This window comes from Pedobacter ginsengisoli (genome assembly GCF_030244015.1).
In the GTDB taxonomy this organism is placed as follows: domain Bacteria; phylum Bacteroidota; class Bacteroidia; order Sphingobacteriales; family Sphingobacteriaceae; genus Pedobacter; species Pedobacter ginsengisoli.
Genome location: NZ_JASSYX010000001.1, coordinates 920,944 through 942,933 on the forward strand (window position 1 = coordinate 920,944; position 21,990 = coordinate 942,933).

21 protein-coding genes are annotated in these 21,990 nt (G+C 45.0%); 9 read left to right on the forward strand and 12 right to left on the reverse strand.

Annotated features, from left to right (window positions below):
- Positions 1-2: 2 nt before the first annotated feature.
- The 3 genes from QEP08_RS04075 (at position 3) to rpmA (ending at position 1,418) form a co-directional block, all read left to right on the forward strand.
- Positions 3-512, forward strand: coding sequence for a hypothetical protein (locus tag QEP08_RS04075; RefSeq protein ID WP_285056034.1), 510 nt, complete (start codon positions 3-5; stop codon positions 510-512).
- A gap of 85 nt (positions 513-597) precedes the next feature.
- Positions 598-909, forward strand: a complete 312-nt coding sequence (rplU, locus tag QEP08_RS04080) for a 50S ribosomal protein L21 (RefSeq protein ID WP_008241463.1) — start codon at positions 598-600, stop codon at positions 907-909.
- Positions 910-965: 56 nt separating this feature from the next.
- Positions 966-1,418 (forward strand): 50S ribosomal protein L27, encoded by a 453-nt coding sequence (rpmA, locus tag QEP08_RS04085; RefSeq protein WP_285056036.1) that lies wholly within the window; start codon positions 966-968, stop codon positions 1,416-1,418.
- Positions 1,419-1,494: 76 nt separating this feature from the next.
- Here the strand turns inward: rpmA and QEP08_RS04090 are convergent, their stop codons facing one another.
- Together QEP08_RS04090 and rnr are read right to left on the reverse strand one after the other, a co-directional pair.
- Positions 1,495-2,463 carry a polyprenyl synthetase family protein gene (locus QEP08_RS04090; RefSeq protein ID WP_285056038.1) on the reverse strand — a complete coding sequence of 323 codons (969 nt, stop codon included), beginning with the start codon at positions 2,461-2,463 and terminating at the stop codon, positions 1,495-1,497.
- Between the two features lie 20 nt (positions 2,464-2,483).
- Positions 2,484-4,616: a ribonuclease R gene (rnr, locus tag QEP08_RS04095; RefSeq protein ID WP_285056039.1), complete on the reverse strand. Its 2,133-nt coding sequence runs from the start codon at positions 4,614-4,616 to the stop codon at positions 2,484-2,486.
- Between the two features lie 107 nt (positions 4,617-4,723).
- Between rnr and QEP08_RS04100 the strand changes: the two genes are divergently transcribed.
- Positions 4,724-5,674 carry a mechanosensitive ion channel family protein gene (locus QEP08_RS04100; RefSeq protein ID WP_285056041.1) on the forward strand — a complete coding sequence of 317 codons (951 nt, stop codon included), beginning with the start codon at positions 4,724-4,726 and terminating at the stop codon, positions 5,672-5,674.
- Here the strand turns inward: QEP08_RS04100 and QEP08_RS04105 are convergent.
- Positions 5,667-7,382: an ABC transporter ATP-binding protein gene (locus tag QEP08_RS04105; protein WP_285056043.1), complete on the reverse strand. Its 1,716-nt coding sequence runs from the start codon at positions 7,380-7,382 to the stop codon at positions 5,667-5,669. The two genes, QEP08_RS04100 and QEP08_RS04105, sit on opposite strands and share 8 nt — an antisense overlap.
- Positions 7,383-7,477: 95 nt before the next feature.
- Here QEP08_RS04105 and QEP08_RS04110 point away from each other — a divergent pair, with 95 nt between their 5' ends.
- A complete protein-coding gene (locus QEP08_RS04110) occupies positions 7,478-8,788 on the forward strand; it encodes a nicotinamide mononucleotide adenylyltransferase (protein ID WP_285056045.1) in 1,311 nt (436 codons plus the stop codon).
- A gap of 8 nt (positions 8,789-8,796) precedes the next feature.
- Here the strand turns inward: QEP08_RS04110 and QEP08_RS04115 are convergent, their stop codons facing one another.
- On the reverse strand, positions 8,797-9,231 hold the full coding sequence (locus tag QEP08_RS04115; RefSeq protein ID WP_285056047.1) for a GNAT family N-acetyltransferase: 435 nt from the start codon (positions 9,229-9,231) through the stop codon (positions 8,797-8,799).
- Entirely contained in the window at positions 9,231-9,722 is a 492-nt protein-coding gene (locus QEP08_RS04120) for a YajQ family cyclic di-GMP-binding protein (RefSeq protein WP_285056049.1), read from the reverse strand. The genes QEP08_RS04115 and QEP08_RS04120 overlap by 1 nt, the downstream gene beginning before the upstream one ends.
- A 123-nt stretch (positions 9,723-9,845) precedes the next feature.
- Here QEP08_RS04120 and QEP08_RS04125 point away from each other — a divergent pair, with 123 nt between their 5' ends.
- The 3 genes from QEP08_RS04125 to QEP08_RS04135 all read left to right on the forward strand — a co-directional run bounded on the left by QEP08_RS04125 (position 9,846) and on the right by QEP08_RS04135 (position 13,511).
- The gene (locus QEP08_RS04125) at positions 9,846-10,448 is read left to right on the forward strand and encodes a hypothetical protein (RefSeq protein WP_285056051.1); all 603 of its coding nucleotides are present in this window, start codon (positions 9,846-9,848) and stop codon (positions 10,446-10,448) included.
- A 109-nt stretch (positions 10,449-10,557) separates the two neighbouring features.
- Positions 10,558-12,615, forward strand: a complete 2,058-nt coding sequence (gene ppk1, locus QEP08_RS04130; RefSeq protein WP_285056053.1) for a polyphosphate kinase 1 — start codon at positions 10,558-10,560, stop codon at positions 12,613-12,615.
- On the forward strand, positions 12,615-13,511 hold the full coding sequence (locus QEP08_RS04135) for a Ppx/GppA phosphatase family protein (protein WP_285056055.1): 897 nt from the start codon (positions 12,615-12,617) through the stop codon (positions 13,509-13,511). Before ppk1 ends, QEP08_RS04135 begins: the two co-directional genes overlap by 1 nt.
- Here the strand turns inward: QEP08_RS04135 and QEP08_RS04140 are convergent.
- From QEP08_RS04140 to QEP08_RS04170, 7 genes are all read right to left on the reverse strand, one after another.
- Positions 13,502-13,963 carry a 4'-phosphopantetheinyl transferase family protein gene (locus tag QEP08_RS04140; protein ID WP_285056057.1) on the reverse strand — a complete coding sequence of 154 codons (462 nt, stop codon included), beginning with the start codon at positions 13,961-13,963 and terminating at the stop codon, positions 13,502-13,504. The two genes, QEP08_RS04135 and QEP08_RS04140, sit on opposite strands and share 10 nt — an antisense overlap.
- On the reverse strand, positions 13,960-14,214 hold the full coding sequence (locus QEP08_RS04145; RefSeq protein WP_285056059.1) for an acyl carrier protein: 255 nt from the start codon (positions 14,212-14,214) through the stop codon (positions 13,960-13,962). The genes QEP08_RS04140 and QEP08_RS04145 overlap by 4 nt, the downstream gene beginning before the upstream one ends.
- A complete protein-coding gene (locus tag QEP08_RS04150; protein WP_285056060.1) occupies positions 14,215-15,486 on the reverse strand; it encodes a beta-ketoacyl-[acyl-carrier-protein] synthase family protein in 1,272 nt (423 codons plus the stop codon). It lies immediately after the preceding gene.
- The gene (locus QEP08_RS04155; RefSeq protein WP_285056062.1) at positions 15,479-15,925 is read right to left on the reverse strand and encodes a 3-hydroxyacyl-ACP dehydratase FabZ family protein; all 447 of its coding nucleotides are present in this window, start codon (positions 15,923-15,925) and stop codon (positions 15,479-15,481) included. The genes QEP08_RS04150 and QEP08_RS04155 overlap by 8 nt, the downstream gene beginning before the upstream one ends.
- 237 nt (positions 15,926-16,162) lie before the next feature.
- Positions 16,163-17,215: a type III polyketide synthase gene (locus QEP08_RS04160; RefSeq protein WP_285056064.1), complete on the reverse strand. Its 1,053-nt coding sequence runs from the start codon at positions 17,213-17,215 to the stop codon at positions 16,163-16,165.
- A gap of 9 nt (positions 17,216-17,224) precedes the next feature.
- Positions 17,225-17,956, reverse strand: coding sequence for a methyltransferase domain-containing protein (locus QEP08_RS04165; RefSeq protein ID WP_285056065.1), 732 nt, complete (start codon positions 17,954-17,956; stop codon positions 17,225-17,227).
- Positions 17,937-19,061 (reverse strand): NAD(P)/FAD-dependent oxidoreductase, encoded by a 1,125-nt coding sequence (locus QEP08_RS04170; RefSeq protein ID WP_285056067.1) that lies wholly within the window; start codon positions 19,059-19,061, stop codon positions 17,937-17,939. The genes QEP08_RS04165 and QEP08_RS04170 overlap by 20 nt, the downstream gene beginning before the upstream one ends.
- An 88-nt stretch (positions 19,062-19,149) precedes the next feature.
- On the opposite strand from QEP08_RS04170, the gene QEP08_RS04175 reads away from it, so the two are divergent.
- Complete coding sequence (locus QEP08_RS04175; RefSeq protein WP_285056069.1) at positions 19,150-21,963, forward strand: family 78 glycoside hydrolase catalytic domain; 2,814 nt, start codon at positions 19,150-19,152, stop codon at positions 21,961-21,963.
- The last annotated feature ends 27 nt before the right edge of the window (positions 21,964-21,990 follow it).

The window sequence follows — 21,990 nt, forward strand, 5'->3', positions numbered from 1 at the left end:
TTATGAGTACCAGAGGAAAGAAAATATTTTTAGCGCTGACTATTGTAGTCCCATTTTTAATCTATTGTGTGATCTATTATACACCAATGATCAAAAATGCGCCTTTTAAATCCAGTGAATTCGTTTCATTGCAGTTTAAGTGGGGTGTAGGTAAAAATCTGGTGAATACCTATGACTCTTCAACAGGCGAATACCAGTATCTTGACGGCCGGGATTCTTTGATTAAAACGAACGTAAAGTTAAGGACCAATGATATTATGTATTTGCACAGCAAGGCAAATGAACTCGGCTTGTGGAACTTTCCGCCGGTAATCGCAAATACTGGTTCTGATCTGAATTCAGATCAAGTCTTAAGATATGAATTCCAGTTCAATTACAAAAGAAAATCTAAAAAGGTGATCTTTATGACGGATTACAGCGAAATCCCTAAGCTTAGAGATGTAGCGGTACAGATGCAAAAACTGATAGCCCAGAGTATAAATGATGCAGAAGAACGCTACAGCAATAAATAACCAATTCAGTTGTGCATTTATAAAAATTAATTCTATATTTGCACCTCGATAAAAATAAACAATTTAAAATAATAATTATTTAACAATGTACGCAATAGTAAATATAGCAGGACAGCAATTCAAAGTTGCAAAAGACCAGCACCTTTTTGTACACCGTTTGCAAGGAGATGAAGGCGCTAGTATTGAATTTGACAATGTATTGTTGGTTGAAGATGGTGGTAAAATCTCTGTAGGAGCTCCTGCTTTGAAAGGCGCTACAGTTTCAGCTAAAATCGTGTCTCATTTAAAAGGTGATAAAGTGATCGTTTTCAAAAAGAAACGTAGAAAAGGTTACAAAAAGAAAAATGGTCACCGCCAGTATTTCACCAAAATCCAGATCTCTGGTATCAGTTTATAATTAGTCGTTAACAAAGATTAGCTGTTCATACAGATAGTTAAAAAATATAAAACAAGATGGCACATAAAAAAGGAGCCGGTAGTTCCAGAAACGGACGTGAATCGCATAGCAAGCGTTTAGGTATCAAAATCTTTGGTGGTCAGGAAGCTATCGCCGGAAACATTTTAGTACGTCAGCGCGGTACAAAACATCATCCTGATAAAGGAGTAGGTATTGGTAAAGACCATACTTTATTTGCTTTGGTTGATGGTACTGTAATCTTCAAAAAGAAACAAGACAACAAATCATATGTTTCTATTTTGCCTGCAGCTGTAGTTAAAGAAGTTGTAGCTGAAAAAGCACCTGCTAAGAAAGTTGTTAAAGCTGAAGCGCCTGTTGTTGAAGCAGCTGTTGCAGAAGCACCAGCAAAAGAGGAAAAAGCACCTGCAAAAAAAGCACCTGCAAAGAAAGCTGTTAAAGCTGAAGCCGCTGAAACTGAAAGTACAGCAGAAGCTGCACCTGCAGAATAATAATAAATATTCAGATCTAAAGAAGAAGCCCGGACATATGCCCGGGCTTCTTCTTTTATATACGTTTCGGACATCCTCAATGCTCCCTGTTCATCAGCTGATTTGCCAGGAGCACCAGTTCCTTTTTGTTTTGATCAGGGACGTTGATCTTTGCCAATGCCGAGAATGCGTTATCCAGATATTCCTTCATGATCTCAGTCGCTTTTTCCCGTACCTCGTAAAGGTTATAGAGGTCAGTTACATTAGATACCTTTGTTGCATAATCCCCATTGATTACCTGGGCATCTAAGCGCTTTAAATGTTCATGTGATGCCAGTTCCTGTAATTTTAAGCGCAGAAACGTTTTCTTATCGGAGATAATATCACCGCCTACCTGCTTTCCAAACTTCTCAGGATCTCCATATACATCCAGAATGTCATCCTGAAGCTGAAATGCGATACCCAGATTCTCTCCAAACTGATAGATCAGTTCCGCCTCTTCAGGAGTGGCCCCCGCTGTTATAGCTCCGAGTTTCATTGCGCCGCCGAGCAAGACTGCAGTCTTCAGCCGGATCATGCCGATGTATTCTGCTATGCTCACATTGTTCCGGCTTTCAAATTCCATATCCAGCTGCTGCCCTTCACATACGCCCTGAGCTGTGGCATTGAAGGTGTCAAGAGCGGGCTTAAGAATATGGATACCCACATTGGTAATGTGCTTGTTGGCCTCGACCATCATGACATCACCGCTCAATATAGCCGTGTTGTCCCCCCATTTTTCATGCACAGTTTGCTTTCCCCTGCGTAAAGGAGCTTTGTCCATAATGTCATCATGGATCAATGTAAAGTTGTGGAATGTTTCAATCGCCATCGCTGCCGGGATGGCGGCCTTTAAATCGCCATTGAACAGCTCGGCGGACATTAAGAGCATAATCGGCCTTAATCTTTTTCCTCCTAAGTTCATAATGTAACTTATAGGCTCATATAAAGAAGCAGGATATTCGGGATAAGTGGTTTCGTTTATTGCTTGTTCTACGTGCTTTATTAATTCTGAAGGGGAATGCATTCTTTTTCTGTTGTTGTTGTCTAATCTTGTATCAGGGTAAAATCGATCTGTCGTTTTGCCAAATCTACTTTTTTGACTTTTACTTTAACTTCATCACCCAACTGGTATTTTTTCTTTTTGCGCTGACCTATAATACAATAGTTTTTTTCATCCAGTACATAGAAATCATCGGCTATATCACGAAGCCTGACCATACCCTCACATTTGTTTTCGATGATCTCCACATACATACCCCATTCGGTAACACCTGATATGATGCCTGTAAATGTGTTGCCTATGTTTTCTTCCAGATATTCTGCCTGTTTATATTTGATGGAGGCTCTTTCCGCATCCGCTGCCCGTTTTTCCATGGTTGAGGAATGAGAAGAGGCGGTTTCATATTCTTCTTCACTGGCGGACTTCTCGTTGTTTAAATATGCTGCAAGCAGTCTGTGTACCATTACATCAGGATAACGGCGTATAGGGGAGGTAAAATGCGTGTAATGATCAAAGGCCAATCCATAGTGACTGGTTTTCTTAGTGGTATAAACTGCCTTCGCCATAGAGCGTATCGCCAGCTGTGTCAGCACGTTCTGTTCTTTCTTACCTTCCACGTCTTCCATCAGGTAATTCAGTGACTTTGCTATTTCCTTGTCAGATTTTGTATTGATCTTGTAACCAAAGCGTGCAGCAAACAAAGCAAAATTACCGAGGTTTTCGAGGTTAGGGGAGTCGTGTGAGCGGTAAACAAAGGTGTACTTCTTTTTGCCGCTGCCTTTTTTGGAAACAAACTCCGCTACTTTCTTATTGGCCAGCAGCATAAAATCCTCTATGAGTTTATGGGCATCCTTACGTTCTTTTACATAAACTCCTATGGGTTTTCCGGTTTCATCCAGTTTGAACTTGACCTCAGTGCTCTCAAAGCTGATGGCGCCGTTCTTAAACTTCCGGTCACGCAGGACATAAGCAAGTTCATTTAATTTTAGAATTTCCTCAGCATGATCACCGGATTTGTTTTCGATCACCTCCTGAGCTTCTTCGTAACTAAACCGGCGATTGGAATGGATCACCGTACGGCCAAACCACTCTGTGATGATATTGGCCTGTTCATCCAGTTCAAATACGGCTGCAAAACAAAGTTTGTCTTCATTAGGACGCAGCGAACAGACACCATTACTTAGCCTTTCTGGCAGCATCGGGATGACACGGTCTACCAGGTATACAGAAGTCGCCCTTGCGTAGGCTTCCTTGTCGAGGTGACTGTTTGGTTTTACATAGTGAGAAACATCAGCAATGTGTACACCGATTTCATAATTGCCATTGGGCAGTCTTTTAAAGGAGATGGCATCATCAAAATCCTTTGCATCAGCCGGATCAATAGTAAATGTTACTGTATTTCTGAAATCTTTACGTCCTTTAAGGTCATCGGCGGAAATTTCCTCAGGAATGGCATCTGCCTCCCGTTCAACTTCGGGAGGAAAAGCAAGCGGAAATCCATATTGCGCAAGAATTGCATTCATTTCCGTATTGTTCTCGCCCTGTTCACCGAGAATAGTGGTAATCTTTCCGATAGGATTTTTAGCACCTTCAGGCCAGTCTGTAATGCTCACCTGCACTTTCTGGCCATTTTTCGCGCCGCTCAGATCACTCAGCGGAACAAAAATGTCGTGCAGCATTTTGCGGTCATCAACATTTACAAAAGCAAAGCGGTCTGAGATCCTGATCACACCTATAAAGTCCGTCTTTGCACGTTTAATGATCTCCACTACCTCGCCTTCGTTTTTGCGCCCGCTTTTCTTGGCATAGATATAAACCTTTACCTGGTCGCCATTCAATGCATTGTGGAGTTTCCTGGCGGATACAAAAATATCCTTTTCAAATTCATCGTCCGGAACCACAAAAGCAGAACCGTCGGCAGTCATGTCCACCTTTCCGGTAACAAAGGTCTTCAAATCTTTCAGCCGGTACTTTCCCTTTTCCGGCTCCATAAAAACACCCTTTTTTTCCTGTTCCCTTAATATTTCAGAGATGGCGTCTCTTCCGGAAGGATCAGTAATGTTCAGTTTGGCAGATACCTGCTTATAATTGAGCGCCTCATTCTTGCTTTTTTCGAGAACATCGCTAATCAATTGGACCAGAACCAGTTCTAAATGAGATGATTTATTTTTTGCCATAGTAAGAATATGAATCAATCGAAGGTAACAATTTGAAGTGATAGATTGTTGTATTTTGTACCTTTGGACAAGCAATACAAAGTCATTTAATTTACAATTGAGCCATTATGATAGAAGACAGAGAAAGAAAAACAGGCAAGGAACTGCTCATGATCCTGATCAAGACAGTTATTTATTTAACCTTGTTGTATTTCTATATCAATAAGCCCGATTTTTATGTTGAGTATCCCAGGATAGACCAGATCGCTAAAGGACTAATGGTTTTTCTCGGGCCCAGTCTTGTCATTTCTATACTCAGGCTTGTGGTGATCTACTGGTACATCAGAAAGCACAGATTTAAGAACAACATCAAGGACAATTTCATTCTCGGTATCAACAGGATAGTCTCTATTTTAAACACGGTATTTTTCATGATTGCTTTGATCATCTTTTTTGGTTATAACCCAAGAGAATTCATCACCAGCATCTCCATCGTTGCTGCAGCGATAGCGCTGACCTTTAAAGATTATGTAACCAATATGATCAATGGCCTGATCATCATGTTTTCCGACAGGTTGTCATTGGGCGATCACATTAAGATCGGCGATCTGGAAGGGAAAATCCTGGACATAACCCTCATCAACATGATCCTTCAAAATGAGGACAGCGACATGGTCATCATTCCAAATTCACTGGCATTCAGTTCAGTGATCATCAACCAGTCCAAACAGAACACCAAAAAACTAAGCGTGGAGTTCGAAATGTCCCTGGACAATGGATATACCCCGGAATACCTGGAAAAATACCTGGATAAGCACATTTCAGGATTTACTGAAAATATAGTCCCGGGAGGACTGACCGTAAAAACGATTTCCATCAATAAAGATGTGGCCGTATTTAAAGCAATGGTATTGTTAAAGCACTATGATAAACTTAAAGAAAGACAGATCAGAAGGACGATCAATACCGCACTCATCAGGCTGTCAGCGACATTGAAAAAAGAAGAGGAACCTACGGCAGCAAAAGAAGCGCTTAAAACAGAAAAAATAATAGAGCGTGAAGATCCGAAGGTTATTTAAGCGTTGTTATACCCGGTATCGCGGCAATTAGCTTTTGTGTATACTCCGCTTTAGGCCGGTTGTAGATGTCCTCCGGAAATCCTTCCTCTTCAATACGGCCTTTGTTCATGACGATCATCCGGTCCGAAATGTGTTTTACCACCGCGAGATCATGCGAAATGAAAATATAAGTCAGCCCAAACTCCTGCTGCAGCTGTCTGAGCAAGTTTAAAACCTGTGCCTGTACCGACACATCCAGAGCAGATACAGATTCATCGCAGATGATGAATTTCGGCTGAAGCGCAAGTGCCCTCGCAATCACGATACGCTGACGCTGTCCGCCCGAAAACTCATGCGGATACCGGTTAAAATGCTCTGGTTTAAGATCTACACGCTCCAGCAAATTTAACACATGCGCCTTTCGCTGTAGATCATTGTCAAACATATTATGGACCTGAAGCGGTTCCATTAAAGCATTTCCTACGGTAAGACGTGGATTTAAAGAAGAATACGGATCCTGAAAAATGATCTGGATATCCCGTCTCATGTTCCTCAGGTCTTTTTTGTTCAGCTCCGTCACTGCCTTTCCGTCAAACAGAACCTGTCCGGAAGTCGGTTCAACAAGCCTTAAGATACTTCTTCCCAGCGTAGTTTTGCCACAGCCGGATTCCCCAACAAGGCCCAGTGTTTCCCCGGGAAACACATCAAAACTAATCTGATCAACAGCTTTAACAAATTCTTTAGCCTTACCAAAAAGGCCGCTATTTACGGGGTACCACGTACAAAGATCTTTTACCTGGAGCAGAGGTTTTTCCGCATAAAGTTCAGCCCTTCTTTCTGCTATTTCCTGCGGAGTATAACTGTTGCGTTCCAGCAAATGGGCCACAGCCATGTCCTTGTTCTCATTTAAAAAATCCGCTACCACCGGAAGTGCCTTTAGTAAGCGTTCAGGAGAAGGGCGGCAGGCCAGTAAACCCTTGGTATACGGATGCTGAGGGTTTCTGAACAATTCAGCAGCAGGCCCCTGTTCCACGATCCGGCCTTTATACATCACCGCAACATCATCTGCGATCTCACTGATCACCGCAAGGTCATGCGAAATAAATATCATGGCCATGTGGCGTTCCGATTTTAGCCTGAGGAGCAATTGCAGGATGGTTTTTTGAACAGTTACATCCAGGGCGGTAGTAGGTTCATCGGCAATCAGCAGACTTGGATTACAGCTTAGTGCCATAGCGATCATTACCCTTTGCTTCTGTCCGCCCGAAAGCTGATGCGGATAGCTTTTAAATACCTGCTCCGGGCGTGGCAGCTGTACTTCCTTAAATAAGGCAATGGTTTTAGCCTTCGCAGTTTGACTGTCAGTTTTTTGGTGTAAAATAATGGCCTCCTTAACCTGCTCGCCACAAGTAAAAACAGGATTTAATGAGGTCATAGGTTCCTGAAAGATCATAGCGATCTTATTGCCCCGGTATTTTCTGATTTCTTCAGGAGACAGGTCAAGCAGATTGATCTGCTCAAAATCTATTTCACCGCCGATCTTTGTAGCGCCGGGATCGTGCAGCCTCATGATGGAGAATGAAGTAACCGATTTACCCGATCCGGATTCCCCGACTATCCCAAGCACTTTACCGCAATCAATGCTAAAACTAACATCGCTTACTGCCTTTAACCAGGACTTGTCGTCTTTATTCAGGAATTGTATATCAAGATTTTTAACGTCCAGCATCAGCGGTAACAGGATAAGATTTTAATGGTATGAAATTCGGCATTAAGATACGTATTTTGTAGCCCAAATCCGGTTGTTTGTGCTATTTTTGCAAAATGGAAAGAGAAATCCTTGATACCAAGCGCAAAGCCCTTAAGATTAACCTGAATCCAAAGATCTATGGAACTTTTGCAGAAATAGGCGCAGGGCAGGAAGTAGCCCGCAACTTTTTTACCGCAGGCGCGGCATCAGGAACAGTAGCCAAAACCATGTCGGCCTACGACATGACCTTCAGTGATGCCATTTATGGCGTGGAAGAATCCGGAAGGTATGTCAGCAAGTCGAGGTTACTGAAAATGCTCAACCACGAATACGGACTGCTTAATGAACGTCTGAGCGGAGAGAAGTATGACGACCGTACGTTCTTCGCATTTGCAGATACCGTAACCACACTCAACTACAACAAATCAAATGACCCCCACGGCTGGATAGGCTTACGCTTTCAGACAGAGCCGGAAGGCGAGGCCAACGAGATATTTTTTCATGTGCGCTTGCTGGATACCGATGCGGCCCTTCAGCAGAACGTACTGGGAATTATAGGCGTAAACCTGGTTTATGCCGCTTTTTATTACAACCAGGACCGCAGGGCAATGATCGAATCCCTGGCAGACAACCTCACTGTAGGTTCTGTTGAAATAGACCTGATCTCAGTAAACGGGCCGATCTTCAGTGGTGCCGACAATATCCTGCTCAACCTCTACCTGATCGTTAAAGATTTTTCCGATGCCGCGATCTTTGATGCCCAGGGACAGCCCTGCTTGCCCAAAGACCTTTTGTACAAGAAAGACATAATGATCCTCCGGACCAAATACGCACAAAAATCCAATCCGAATTTCAGCATGCTCAACAAAGCTGTTGACCAGTTCGTACGCACAGAAAACGTGCAGGAAGAGAACCTGAGCGTGCTGATCGAGGTTCTGATGTCCAACGTGCTCTCAACGGCTGATGAATCGCAGGAGATCGACCTCAGGGCAGTAGCCAAACGTGCCGAAGAAATGTGCCGGACGGGCAACAAAGTCATCGTGTCCAACTTCGCAAGGCACAACAAACTGGCCAAATACCTGGACCGCTGCAGGCCAAAAAGCGTAGGTATATCCACCAATATCAACAACCTGAAATTCGTATTCAATTCCAGTAATTTCGGAGAGAATTATGCAAGTATGCTGCTGAGCTACGTGAGTGATATGTTCAATAAGAACGTAAAGCTGTTTGCCTATCCTTTCCTCGACAAGAAGACCAATGAAGTCATTACGACTGCAAATATGCCGGTTACACCTGACGCAAAACCGTTGTTTGACTTTCTGATCATCAACGGCTACATCACAGACATCCAGGATTATAGTGAAGCGGATGTAAAAACCGTTTAGGTATCCTGTTATTTATAAATATTTGGGACTGCAATACCCATTAGCCTTTCCGGATTTTCAATAGCCTTAAAGCCAAACTGCGCATACAACCCATGGGCATCGAGGGTACCCAGCATATACCTTCTCAGACCCTGAAGATCCGGGTGAAATAACATAAGGGACATCAATTTTTTAGACAAACCGAGTCCGCGGTAAGGTTCCAGCACATAAACATCAGCCAGGTAGCCAAAAGTAGCTTTGTCTGTGATCCAGCGCGCAAAACCAATCTGTTTGGTCTCTTTGTAGATCCCAAAGCATAATGAATTTTCAACGGATCTTTTTACCACCTCAGGGGGAATACCCTTCGCCCAATAAGAATCGTTAGAAAGGTAATGATGTATAGCCGCAACATCCAACAGTCGTTTATCATCAGAAAAGATGAAGCCATTTTCTTCAATCTCCATTAGCTCCTCATGTTGATGTATTGCAAAGGCTGGCCGAAGTCTTCTTTTCGGCACAATGCGATCACTGCCTGCAGGTCGTCAATATTTTTGCTCTGTACACGTACCTGATCATCCATAATGGAGGCCTGGGCCTTAGATCCGCTGGCTTTTATCTTCGCTACTATTTTCTTGGCCGTTTCTTTATCAATGCCTTCCTTTATAGAGACTTCCTTTCTGATCATATTTCCGGAAGCATATTGCTCCTTTCCAAAGTCCAGGCTGCTGGCGTCCAGGTTCTGTTTGATCATTTTGGAGATAATGGCATCAGTAATGGCTTTCAGGCGCATATCATCTTCAGTGACGATCGTGATGACATTGGTCTTCTTGTCATGATCTATCGTACTTTTAGACGAACTGAAGTCATAGCGGTTCAGAATTTCCTTTTTGGCATTATTCATCGCATTGTCAAATGTTTGCGAATCCACCTTACTTACAATATCGAAACTGGGCATGATTATAGCTTTATAGTAAAAAATATATTATTTTTAGGTAAATGTTCATTTTACCTGTACAAAAAAACGAAAATTATGTGAAACCATCACGTGTTTTCAGGTATAAAATAGAAATCAGAGCTTATGAAAACCAATAAACCAAAAGTTGAAAAAAAAATTGCGAAGAAAGCAGCAAAAAAAGAACTTGAAAAAAGTCTTACTAAGAAATTCCTGGAGGCAGTTAAACACCTGGGACATGATGCTGAACGAATAGGAAAGGATATAGAGATCGCAGGCAAGTTCGTAGCTAAGAAATTGTCAAAGAGATTTAAAAGCGTAAAATCCGCCGTTGAGAATAAGATTGAAGAAGTAAACACTACCACCAGAGAAGCCGGCAAAAAGAGCGAAACCGTTAAAAAAAATGCTGTTAAGGGTGCTAAAAATGCAAAAAGAGTAGTTAAAAAAGCAGCTGCTAAAGCCAAACCAAGTGTACAAAGTGTTAAAGTTGCCGCAATTGCAACAGAAGAAAAGGCTGCCAAGGCGATTGCCAGGCCGGTAGCGAAAGCAGTTACGGCTGCGAAACCGGTAGCGCAGGCTGCAGTAAAAAAAGGCGCTGAAGTTAAAAGGAATGTAACAGCTGCGGTCAATACAGTGGCAGCCAAGGCACCGGTTAAAAAACCTGCGGTATCCAAACCTGCGGTATCCAAACCGGCAGCTAAAAAAACACAAGCGGCAAAAAAGAGCTAAAAAAGTTAAAATTAATTTTATCTCTGAGCAATAATTAACAATTATTTAACAATAGAATGCGCAGTTTTGAGCGTTCCCGCCTTAAACGGGGATTCTTTCATCATTATACATGACAAAAAAAAAAGCACCGTTTCTAAACCGGGAGATCAGTTGGTTATATTTCAACGAGCGGGTCTTGCAGGAAGCTGCAGATGAAACAGTACCGCTTATTGAACGTATAAAATTTCTATCTATCTTTTCATCCAATCTCGAAGAATTCTATAGGGTCAGGGTTGCAACTTTGAGCCGCCTGTCCAACCTGAACGATAAAACAAAAGCGCTTTTAGGCTTCAATCCTAAAAAGATGCTCAATGAGATCAAGAACATCGTAGTCAGGCAGGAACGTAAATTTGAGCTGTTGTTCCAGGCCACCCTCATCAATGAACTGGCTCAAAACAGGATTTTTATCCTCAATGAAACCCAGTTGAATGTATCGAGAGGAGAATTTGTGCGGGAACACTTCAGGGACAGGATCCTATCGACCCTTGTCCCCATTATGCTGGATCTGGACAAACCCTTTCCTGAGCTGAAGGACAGGTACCTGTATTTCTTTGTGCGGCTGTCCAGAAAATCAGCTAAGAAGAGCGAAAAATATGCACTGATAGAATTGCCGCCCGAACTTCCGAGGTTCCTGGTACTGCCTGAGACCAATGGATTAAAGTTCATTATCCTGGCAGAAGACATCATCAAATATTGCCTGGATGACATTTTTTATGTCTTTAATTATGACATCATAGATGCCTATTCCATACAGCTTACACGGGATGCAGAACTCGATATTGATAAAAACATCAGTGATAAATTTATCGATGAACTGAAAAGCAGCCTGGACAAGCGAAAGAAAGGCAAACCCATGCGTTTACTTTACGACACAGAAATGCCTTTTGATATGCTGACTGTATTGGTCTCCAAATTAAAAATAGAAGCAGAAAGCCTGATGCCGGGCAACAGGTATCACAGGTTTGGGGATTTTATCAAATTTCCAAATGTAGGAGCTAAAGAACTGGAATACACACCAAACGTACCATTAAAAGTTTCCGGCCTGCACCGCACCGAAAGTATCTTCAACAAACTGCATGAGCGCGATTACCTCATCAATCTCCCTTATCAATCTTACGACTATATCATCCTCTTTCTTCGCGAGGCCGCCATTGACCCGAAAGTTACGGAGATCAATATCACACTTTACCGGTTGGCAGAAAATTCCAGGGTCATCAACGCACTGATCAATGCGGCAAAAAACGGGAAAAAAGTAAATTGCCTGGTTGAACTAAAAGCCAGATTTGACGAACAGGCGAATATCTTCTGGACCAGCAAACTGGAAGAAGAAGGCGTGCATGTCAATTACGGTCTTACCGACTATAAAGTACATTCCAAGATCTGTCTTGTCAAAAGAATAGAAAAAGGCAGGCCCGTGTATTACGCAAACCTGGCCACCGGTAATTTCAATGAAAAAACGGCCAAACTCTACTGCGACCATAGTATTTTTACCGCGAAAAAAGAAATCACACATGACCTTATAAAACTGTTCGCAGCCCTCAACAAGCGGACAGTAGCAAAAGACTTTAAGCACCTGATCGTTTCTCCTTTAGACTCCAGGAATAAGATCTATGCATTGATCGACAGGGAGATCAAGTTTGCCAAACAAGGCAAACCCGCCTATATGATCCTCAAAGTAAACAGCCTCGCAGACGAGGGTGTAGTCGAAAAACTATATGAAGCCAGCAATGCAGGCGTAAAGATACGGCTCATTGTGCGTGGCATTTGCACCCTGGTGCCGGGTGTGGAAGGCTTTAGTGAGAACATTACAGTGATCAGCATCATAGATAAATACCTTGAACACGCCAGGGTCTTCATTTTTGGTAATAACCAGAAGGAAGAGATGTTCCTGTCCTCAGCCGATCTGATGAGCAGAAATTTTGAGCACAGGGTAGAGGTCGGTTTTCCGGTGCTGGACGAAGAAGTGTGTCACGAGATCAGGGACATCATCGATTTCCAGCTGCAGGATAATGTAAAAGCCCGTGACATCACCAGGCTCAACAACAACAAATACCATAAGAACAGACTTTCCACAAAAGTACGCGCTCAGGTGCAAACCTATAATTACCTTAAGAACAAACACCAGTAATGCTAAGATACGCCGCAATAGATATAGGTTCAAACGCAGTCAGGCTGCTCATCGCTGATATATCAGGTACAGAAGATGGTTTCAGCTTCAAAAAAAATACACTCATCCGCGTACCGCTGCGGCTGGGCGACGACGCATTTCTTGACCACCACATCTCAGACCGGAAGGTCGATGACCTGGTCAAAACCATGACTGCCTTTAAAAATCTCATGGATGTTTACCACGTATCAAAATACCTGGCCTGCGCAACATCAGCCATGCGGGAATCTGACAATGGCCAGGAAATCATCAGGAAGATAAAACAGGTCACAGATATTGATCTGGAGATCATAGCAGGTCAGCGGGAAGCCAATATCATTTACTCCAATCATATTGAGGAAAACCTGGACGCCAACAAAAGCTATCTTTATATCGATGTAGGCGGTGGCAGTACCGAACTTTCTGTATTCGTCAACAAAGTTCCTGTAGCCTCTAAATCATTTGACATCGGAACCATCCGTATCCTCGACAACCAGGACAAAGATGAAACCTGGGAAGACATGAAGCAATGGGCAAAAAAACATACCAAATCTCTGAAGAATGTAGCAGGGATAGGTACGGGCGGCAACATCAATAAACTCTTCAGGATGTCCGGTGAGAAAGAAGGGACGCCCTTATCCTTCATCAAACTAAAAGGAATGCACAATGAACTGAACAACCATTCCCTGAAAGAAAGGATCAGCATTTACGGCCTCAATCCCGATCGTGCAGATGTAATCGTTCCTGCATGCGAAATCTACATCACGCTGATGAAATGGACCGGTATCAAACAGATCTACGTGCCCAAAGTGGGTATGGTCGACGGCATCATCAACCTGCTGATCGAAGAAAACCTAAGCCCTGTATCCTATAAATAAGCAAGCGCGAGATACCTGCCGTGGTGGCTTACAGACTGCGGGTTTGAGATCCTGTATTCCTTGTGATAATCCATTATTTTGACAGATGCCCTGTCCAGCTCATCTTCCTGATCTGCCGCCAGTGTATGAATATAATCTTCACTGATCTGACTTTGAGTGTAGTAGAGCAGCCCGTCACACAGCACATTTCCTGTAGCCTTGTTGTTGTGAATGATCAGGTTCTTGCAGACCAGTTTCACAGGAGCAAACAAACGCAGCTTCGTCTCTCTTGAATTGATCTTATAAGCCGATTCCTTCATGCTCCACAAGAGCCAGACCATTGTAGGAGGCTGGATGTCTGAAGAGATCAGGAACTGCTCCTCCGGGGTAAAAAGCTTATCCAGAAAACCATTTCTTTGCCAGTTGCTGTCTTTGGCGGCCTGCATCAGGTCCACAATATCATTGCCTATCATTGTTGTACCAGTTTAGTTTCTATGATGTCTATCGATGCGCCTACATTAAGCATCTTTTCCATAGAAAGGTTGTCAATGACGATACCAAATTCCTCTTCCACATCCAAAACGATATCCACCAGATTTGCCGAATTGATCCTGAGGTCCTTTATGAAATCTGTAGCCTCATTCAGATTTTCCAGTTGGTCTTTGTCTTCCACATAAGTTGATACTATCGGTTTCAGACGTGCTATTATTTCTTCTCTATCCATTTAACTGTACTTTTTAAAGATCACACAGGCATTCACATCACCAAAACCAAAGCTGGCCTTCGCTACAATGTTCAGGTCTGTACTGATCATTTTTTGAGGAATCCTGACCTCATCTACCATTGTCATTATTTCAGCGTTCAAATCCTCGCAGTTCACATTCGGAAATATAAATCCATGGTGCAGCTGCAATACAGATGCCACACTTTCTATACTTCCTGCAGCGCTCAGACAGTGCCCTACGGCAGACTTCAAAGAATTGATATAAGGAAAATCAATGCCGCTTCTTCCCAGAGCTTCACACCAGTTGCGGATCTCCACAGCGTCCTTGCTTGTCGCTGTCAGATGGCCATTTATGGCATTTACCTCAGCCGCACTTATCCCCGCATCCGCCAGCGCATTTTTGATACAGCGCTGTACAGCCGAAGGATTTGGCGCAGTCATGGTCCCGACACCTTTTTGTCCGCCCGAGTTGATGTGCCCGCCCAGCACTTCCGCATAAATTACAGCACCCCGCCGCAAGGCACTTTCCAATGATTCCAGTATCAATGCCCCCGCGCCACTTGCCGGTACAAAACCACTCGCCGTCGCACTCATCGGTCTCGAGCCTTTTTCCGGATCAGCATTGTGTTTATAGGTGCAAACTTTCATGGCGTCAAATCCACCCCATACATAAGGCCCGCCGTCACTTGTACTGCCGCAGAGCATTCTCAGTGCCCTGCCACATTTGATGCGCTCATAAGCCATTAAAATGCTTTCAGCGCCGGTCGTACACGCGGATGAGTTTGTAGTCACCTGGTTTCCCAGTCCCAGCTTGCCGCCCAAAAAAGCGCTGATACCGCTTGCCATCGTCTGGACTACCGCTGTACTGCCCAGCTTGCGGATCTGCAGGTCATCAATTTTATAAACAGACTCCCTGAATTTGTCAATCCCCGAAGTCCCCGCACCAAATACGGTACCACTGTCCCAATCGGGTTCTTCACCAGCGGAAACAGGGAGTCCAGCATCCTTCCAGGCGTCCATCCCGGCTATAACTCCATAAAGAATGCCCGTGCTGTTCAGGCTTTTAAGCTCCAGTTCAGAAAAATACTGCGCAGCAAGCTCAGCAGAAACCGAAGGCTTTCCTGCGATCTGGCAGGAAAACAGCAAACGCTCCAGTTCCGGATCATGTTTAATTCCCGAATGTCCGTTTTTCAGGGCTTCAGTAAACAATGGCAAGCCCACCCCATTGGGGGCCACCACACCTAATCCGGTAATTACGACCCTGTTATGCATTCATTTTATTAGTCACCATACCTGCTATTGTGCCTTTGCACACTACATCACCCGCGGCATTGATCATTTGAACAGTACAGTTTAATTTCTTGAAACGGAAATATACTTTTTCTGCTTCCACTCTTACCTTTTCACCCGGAAACACCGGTTTCATAAAATCGATAGCCGTAGAAGTCAGCATGACATGTCCCGGCATTCCGCCTTCAGCACTGCCGGATAAATAGATGCCCAGGCATACCAGGCCGATCTGGGCCATAGTTTCCGTCAGAATCACACCCGGAGTCACCGGACTGTCTTTAAAGTGACCTTGATAAAAGTCCAGACCTGCATCAAAAGTATAAGTCCCGATTGCCCTGTTCTCATCAATTTCCAGCAGTTCATCTACAAACAGAAAAGGCTTTGAATAGGGCAGGTGTGCTAAAATTTCTTCTTTATTCATGTTTAAAATTAATGTTCATTTAATATCGGACTTGCAGCGCACTAAAGTATTTATTTTAATCGTGATTTCACTATCGTCCCTGCCATTGTTGTTCCCGCCACCGTTGCCGCCTTCATGTACCCGTGCCAGTTACCGCCGTTGCTACTGTCGTCATTGCGAGGAGTTCTTCACGACGAAGCAATCTCAGCTGGTCCGGAGATTGCCCTGTACCTCGCAATGACGGGAACTATATGCCGTTCACCACTTCAGCAATATACGCTGCGCGGAAAATCCCGGTCCGAAGCTCAGCATCAAACCGATATCTCCGGCAGCGGATTTTCCTGACATATACCTTTCCAGCACATACAATACAGTCGCACTCGACATATTGCCATAAAGCCGCAAAACGTCCTTCGTATCATCGATGTTCTTGCCCAGGCTACCAAACAGACCCTCCACAAGCTGTACAATTTTTTTTCCCCCCGGATGAAAGATCAGGTGGTCTACCTCAGCAATGGTCAATCCATGTTTTGCCAGAAACGGGTGGATGATGTCCGGAAAATTTGCATCAATAGTTTCGGGAACAGCAACATCCAGTACCATTTGCAGGCCGCTGTTGACCAGTTTAAATCCCATTAACTGTTCCGCATCATAAAAATGATACATTTCCTCAGCAATGATTTCCGGCCCCTCATCATCAGCATGTGAGGACAACAGCACACAAGCCGCACCATCACCAAATATGGCCGCACTGACCACATTCACCATCGAATAGTCATTCAGCTGAAAAGTAGCCGTAGGCGATTCATAAGCAATCACAGCCGCCCGCTTTCCGGGATTAGCCTGCAAGAAATTCTTTGCGTAGATCATACCCGATACCCCGGCTGCGCAGCCCATTTCTGTTACCGGCAAACGTACAATGTCCTGGCGCAAACCCAGTATATTGATGAGGTAGGCATCCAGAGAAGGGATCATAATGCCCGTGCAGCTCACTGTAATGATATAATCAAGATCCGCAGGCGCCCAGCCAGCCTTTTCCAGTGTCTGCCGCAGGCAGGCACCTGCCAGCTTAATTCCCTCCCTGACATAAATATCATTCCGTTCCTCAAATGAGCTCGGCGCAAACACTTCCTCCGGCGACATGACCGAATACCGCTGCTCAACCCCCGCATTTTCAAAGATCTTGATCACCTTTTTGACAAAGCGGTCATCCTGCCCCTCCAGCCAGCCCCTTAAATACGGAATGATCTCCGCGGTTTTTCTTGAATATTGGGGCAGCAGCTTTGAAACAGTCTTTATCTTAACGCTCATAGAAAACAATCATCGGGTAAAAATGACCCACTGGTAGCGGAATGCCCATTTCCAGCGGATCAGGTATTTTTTTAAATTTAATTGCCGCGAATAACCCAGCAAGTCCTTATGTTTAAAGCCCCTCAAAATAGAGGTAAGCCCATCATCTCGCGACATGCTGTTCAAACCAAAGACCAAACAGATCAGTTTGAACAAATAATAAGCAACAGCACTCCTCTGCAGGTCATTCACCACTACGCCCAACCTTGCTTTGCCGATAAAACCCTCCATCAGCCCGAGCAGCGCAGCATCCTTAAAATGATGCAGTGTCAGTGTACACAGAATAACATCATAAGCCCTTTCTTGTTTAATCTCCTCAAAAATATCTGCGCACACATAGCTGATATTCCCGTAAGCTGAGGACAATTTCCTGGCATGGCCGATGGTGAATTCATTGGCATCTATGCCGGACAACTGAAACCGCAGGCCCTTTTTATATCCATATTCCGCCAACACCCTCAACATATCACCATTTCCGCAACCCACATCCAGTATCGAAATCTCCCTGTCCGTTTCAGCATTCAGGAGCCGTTCCACACCTTCCAGTGTCACCGCATTGCCTCCCAGCAGCTTATTGATGCTTGCGATTTTATCCAGCGCGTCCCTCAGGACTTCCCCTTCCATAGCAAAATCATCCATGAGCTCAGGCGCATCACTTCTTTCTTTAGTATTTACGAATATTTTACCGAACAGGTTGTCCATGTGTTCTTTTAACAATGAGCGGCAATACAGCCGGAAGTTTAACCAGGAGCTTTAGCAAAGATCCGAATAACCATTTTTTTCTTACTATTGCCGAAAGCATCCGGCCCGTTGCCATTCTGCCTTTAAAATTCAGCTCCCATGCTTTGCCGTACCTATACTCCAGTTCCGCCCGGGAAAGGGATCCCTCCAGGTATTCCATGCACAGTTCCGCGCAAATCTTAGCGCTATGTATCGCCATAGCCATACCGTTTCCACACAGCGGATGGATTACGCCAGCAGTGTCGCCGATCATCAGTACATGGTCGTAGACCGCTTCTTTCGCTTCAAAAGAAACCTGACTGATGGTCAGCGGCGCATCGAACAGAGGTCTGCTTTGCTCAAATACATTTTTCAGCAAAGGATTCTTATAGAGCACCTGACGCTCAAATTCATTCGTATTCTTATACACCTTGAAGTTTTCGTAATCCGTAAGGTAACAAATATTGATCAGCCCATTTTCAACTTTTGATACACCGCAATAGCCCCCATCAAAATTATGCAGTCCAACAAGCCCGTCGGGAAATTTTCCTTTATAATGCCCTTTTACCGCAAGCCAGGGTGACCGCTGCTGTATAAACGGCCTTGCCAGTTTCTGGTCCGGAACAGCCCTTTTGCCATACGCACCAATGACCAGCCCCGCTTTAAAAGCACCTGAAGCATTCGTAAAAACCTCAAAGGAATCATCTTTAAACACAATCGAACCTACCGTATCGGTGATCATTTTACAGCCCAGTTCCAATGCTCTTTTATACAGTAAATGGTCCAGCACATACCTGCTCAGCCCAAAACCTCCCAAAGGCAGCTTGCAGGAGATCTCTTCCCCCTTGGGAGAAGAGAAGTTTAAATGGTTGATGGGCACAGCACCAGATTCAAAAGGATCGATGCCAAGAACCGACAGGTAGGGCAGCACCTCATTGGAAACATACTCTCCGCAAACCTTGTGGTGCGGATAAACCGTCCGTTCTATCAAAATCACCCCTACGCCCGCTTGCAGCAAATGTATGGCGCAGGTCAGACCAGCCAATCCGCCCCCTGCTATAACTACATCATCATCAGTTTCTCTCATACACCAATTTGTCCCGGCATGTTTACTTGCTTATTGTGCAGGTTTTAGTAAATTTAGTTTTTTGCACACAAATAAACCATTTATAAAAATGAAGAAACTCTATTTTCTTTTTCTTCTGGCATTGACGGGCGCAGGAATACCTGCTGCATTCGCTCAAATCGATCTCAGTTCACTGCGCGATGCCAGTTCATTAACCCCGCGCGACCTCCGCTGTGAATACCTGGTCAACCCAAAAGGCATCGATGAACCGCATCCAAGACTGAGCTGGACCTTTAAAGCGACAGACACATCGGCCTCCGGACAAAAACAAACCGCCTACCGCATCACCGTCGCATCTTCACAAAAGCTGCTAGGCAGTAAGCCCGATGTATGGGATTCCCAATGGGTAAACAGCAATCAGATGCAGCAAATTGAATATAAAGGCAAAGCTTTACAGTCTGACAGGAGCTATTACTGGCAGGTGACAGTAAAAGATGAACAGGGAAAGATTTCTTCAAAAAGCATTCCGGCCAGCTGGACTACCGGACTGCTCAGCCCCAAAGACTGGACCGCCAGATGGATCGGCACCGACCAGATCTTTGACCCCTCCAAACCCGACTGCAACATCACCGATCCCTGGCTGCGCAAAACATTCAGTCTGACTGCAAAACCTACAAAAGCGACACTTTTTCTGGCCTCTGTTGGTTACCATGAACTTTATGTCAACGGCAAAAAGATCAGCGAAGACGTCCTTTCACCAGCCGTTTCCGACCATACCAAACGCGCCCGGTACATCGCCTACGACATTGCAGCACAGCTCAGACCCGGTAAAAATGTCATCGCCATCTGGCTGGGTACCTCCTGGTCCATATTCGGCCCCTATATCGACAAAGACAAACCCAATACACCGATCGTGATTGCCCAGGCGGCCATATACAATGGCTCAAAGCCCGTGCTGACCATCAAAACCGACCATACCTGGAAAACACACCTGAGCCCCAACAAACTGCTCGGCAAATGGGATTTCGGCCATATGGGCGGAGAATTATATGATGCCAGTCAGGAAATAGACAATTGGAATACCACTGCCTGCAATGAGCAGGGCTGGAACCAGGCCATCACCTACAACCCCAAGCTCAAACTTTCCGCTCAAATGGTAGAGCCCAACCGCTTATTTGAGGAGATCAAACCCCTAAGCATCAGTGAAAAAAGAGCCGATGGATCTTACCGTGTAGACATGGGCGTAAACTTCGCCGGCTTCACACAGGTAAAACTCAAAGGCAACCCCGGCGATAAAATAGAATTCCTGTATTCAGAAAGACAGCAGGAAGACATGACCTTCAACCTGCACAGCGCATACATTATAGGCAAGTCCGGTACAGGAACCTTTAGAAACCGTTTTAATTACAGCTCAGGACGCTGGATCACCATCCGGGGATTAAAATATAAACCAGCCCCGGACGACATTAAAGGCTGGATGGTGCGTACCAATTTCGAAAATGCAGCCACATTCCAGTGCGCAGACGAATTGCAAAACTGGATCTATGACCGTGTCAAATGGACTTATCAGAACCTCTCTCTTGGCGGCTATGTGGTGGATTGCCCACAGCGCGAGCGTCTTGGCTACGGTGGAGACGCCCATGCCACCTGCGAAACCGGAATGTTCAACTATAAAGTGGGTGCATTTTACACCAAATGGATGGAAGACTGGCGGGACAACCAGGGCACAGAATCCGTAGTGGGCAACCTTTATGACCCTAAATTTGCCCGGCAGGCCGTACAAAGCGGTCGCATCCTGAACAACGGGATCGTACCCCATAGTGCACCCACGTATATGGGCGGAGGTGGCCCCGCATGGGGCGGCATTGTTGTGACCCTTCCCTGGTACATCTATCAGCATGAAGGCGATAAACGTGTGCTCGAAAAGAACTTTGAACTGGTCAAAGGCTGGCTGTCCTTCCTTGACCTCAACACCAAAGACAACCTGCTGCAGCGCTATGGCGGTTCATGGGACTTCCTGGGCGATTGGCTCTGGCCAAATGCCACAGCAGAAGGCATGAACAACAATAAGCCTGAAACCGTATGCCTCAACAACAGCTACCGGGTTTTCAACCTGCTTACCGCAGCAAAGATTGCCAGGACCATCGGCAGGAACACAGAAGCGGAAGCCTGGGAAAAGCAGGCAGAAACTTATAAAGCAGCCATCCATTCCAAATTCTACAATGCAGCAGACCAAAGTTACGCCGATGGCTCTATGGCCAATCTGGCTGCGGCCTTATTGGCCGGGGTGCCGCCTGCAAACCTGCGTGACGACGTGATGAAAAGGCTGGAAAAAGAAATACTGGTCAATAAAAAGGGGCACATCCATGTGGGCATTACCGGCGGTGCCATTCTGTTCAAACTGTTAAGGAATCTGGGCCGTGACGACCTCATCTACTCCATGACTTCTCAGACCACCTATCCGGGCTGGGGCTATATGAAAGCAAACGATGCCACCACGATCTGGGAGATGTGGGAAAAAGACCTGCCGGGACATTCATTGCTCCACAGCTCTTACCTGTATCCCGGAGCCTGGTATATAGATGGAATGGCGGGCATCCGTCAGGACCCGCAATCGCCGGGTTTCCAAAAGTTCATTGTCAGGCTGCCATTGCTTACAGCAGCACAGATGCCATGGGCCAAAGCAACCTATGATTCACCCGCAGGGCTGATCAAAACCTCCTGGCAGAGAAAAGACGGGCAGGTAGCCGTGCAGGTCACTGTTCCGCCAAACTGCCGCGCAACCCTTGAACTTTCGGAAAAAGAGGCCACCAACCTGAGCTATGAAGCTAAAAAAGTAAAGAAAGTAGGCAGTAAAGAAGGTTATGTTACCTTCGAACTGGAACCAGGTAACCACATACTAAAAACGAGCGCTGCCAAATAGGCAAGCGCTCGTTTTCGAAACTAAGAG

Excerpts from the sequence above, each read along its gene's own strand:
- rplU (WP_008241463.1), top strand. The coding sequence starts at position 598 with ATGTACGCAATAGTAAATATAGCAGGACAGCAATTCAAAGTTGCAAAA.
- QEP08_RS04160 (WP_285056064.1), bottom strand. The coding sequence starts at position 17,215 with ATGAGCGTTAAGATAAAGACTGTTTCAAAGCTGCTGCCCCAATATTCA.
- QEP08_RS04090 (WP_285056038.1), bottom strand. The coding sequence starts at position 2,463 with ATGCATTCCCCTTCAGAATTAATAAAGCACGTAGAACAAGCAATAAAC.
- QEP08_RS04100 (WP_285056041.1), top strand. The coding sequence starts at position 4,724 with ATGATAGAAGACAGAGAAAGAAAAACAGGCAAGGAACTGCTCATGATC.
- QEP08_RS04075 (WP_285056034.1), top strand. The coding sequence starts at position 3 with ATGAGTACCAGAGGAAAGAAAATATTTTTAGCGCTGACTATTGTAGTC.
- QEP08_RS04140 (WP_285056057.1), bottom strand. The coding sequence starts at position 13,963 with ATGATAGGCAATGATATTGTGGACCTGATGCAGGCCGCCAAAGACAGC.
- QEP08_RS04135 (WP_285056055.1), top strand. The coding sequence starts at position 12,615 with ATGCTAAGATACGCCGCAATAGATATAGGTTCAAACGCAGTCAGGCTG.
- QEP08_RS04155 (WP_285056062.1), bottom strand. The coding sequence starts at position 15,925 with ATGAATAAAGAAGAAATTTTAGCACACCTGCCCTATTCAAAGCCTTTT.
- ppk1 (WP_285056053.1), top strand. The coding sequence starts at position 10,558 with ATGACAAAAAAAAAAGCACCGTTTCTAAACCGGGAGATCAGTTGGTTA.
- QEP08_RS04125 (WP_285056051.1), top strand. The coding sequence starts at position 9,846 with ATGAAAACCAATAAACCAAAAGTTGAAAAAAAAATTGCGAAGAAAGCA.
- QEP08_RS04120 (WP_285056049.1), bottom strand. The coding sequence starts at position 9,722 with ATGCCCAGTTTCGATATTGTAAGTAAGGTGGATTCGCAAACATTTGAC.
- rnr (WP_285056039.1), bottom strand. The coding sequence starts at position 4,616 with ATGGCAAAAAATAAATCATCTCATTTAGAACTGGTTCTGGTCCAATTG.
- QEP08_RS04110 (WP_285056045.1), top strand. The coding sequence starts at position 7,478 with ATGGAAAGAGAAATCCTTGATACCAAGCGCAAAGCCCTTAAGATTAAC.
- QEP08_RS04105 (WP_285056043.1), bottom strand. The coding sequence starts at position 7,382 with ATGCTGGACGTTAAAAATCTTGATATACAATTCCTGAATAAAGACGAC.
- QEP08_RS04165 (WP_285056065.1), bottom strand. The coding sequence starts at position 17,956 with ATGGACAACCTGTTCGGTAAAATATTCGTAAATACTAAAGAAAGAAGT.
- rpmA (WP_285056036.1), top strand. The coding sequence starts at position 966 with ATGGCACATAAAAAAGGAGCCGGTAGTTCCAGAAACGGACGTGAATCG.
- QEP08_RS04115 (WP_285056047.1), bottom strand. The coding sequence starts at position 9,231 with ATGGAGATTGAAGAAAATGGCTTCATCTTTTCTGATGATAAACGACTG.
- QEP08_RS04170 (WP_285056067.1), bottom strand. The coding sequence starts at position 19,061 with ATGAGAGAAACTGATGATGATGTAGTTATAGCAGGGGGCGGATTGGCT.
- QEP08_RS04145 (WP_285056059.1), bottom strand. The coding sequence starts at position 14,214 with ATGGATAGAGAAGAAATAATAGCACGTCTGAAACCGATAGTATCAACT.
- QEP08_RS04175 (WP_285056069.1), top strand. The coding sequence starts at position 19,150 with ATGAAGAAACTCTATTTTCTTTTTCTTCTGGCATTGACGGGCGCAGGA.
- QEP08_RS04150 (WP_285056060.1), bottom strand. The coding sequence starts at position 15,486 with ATGCATAACAGGGTCGTAATTACCGGATTAGGTGTGGTGGCCCCCAAT.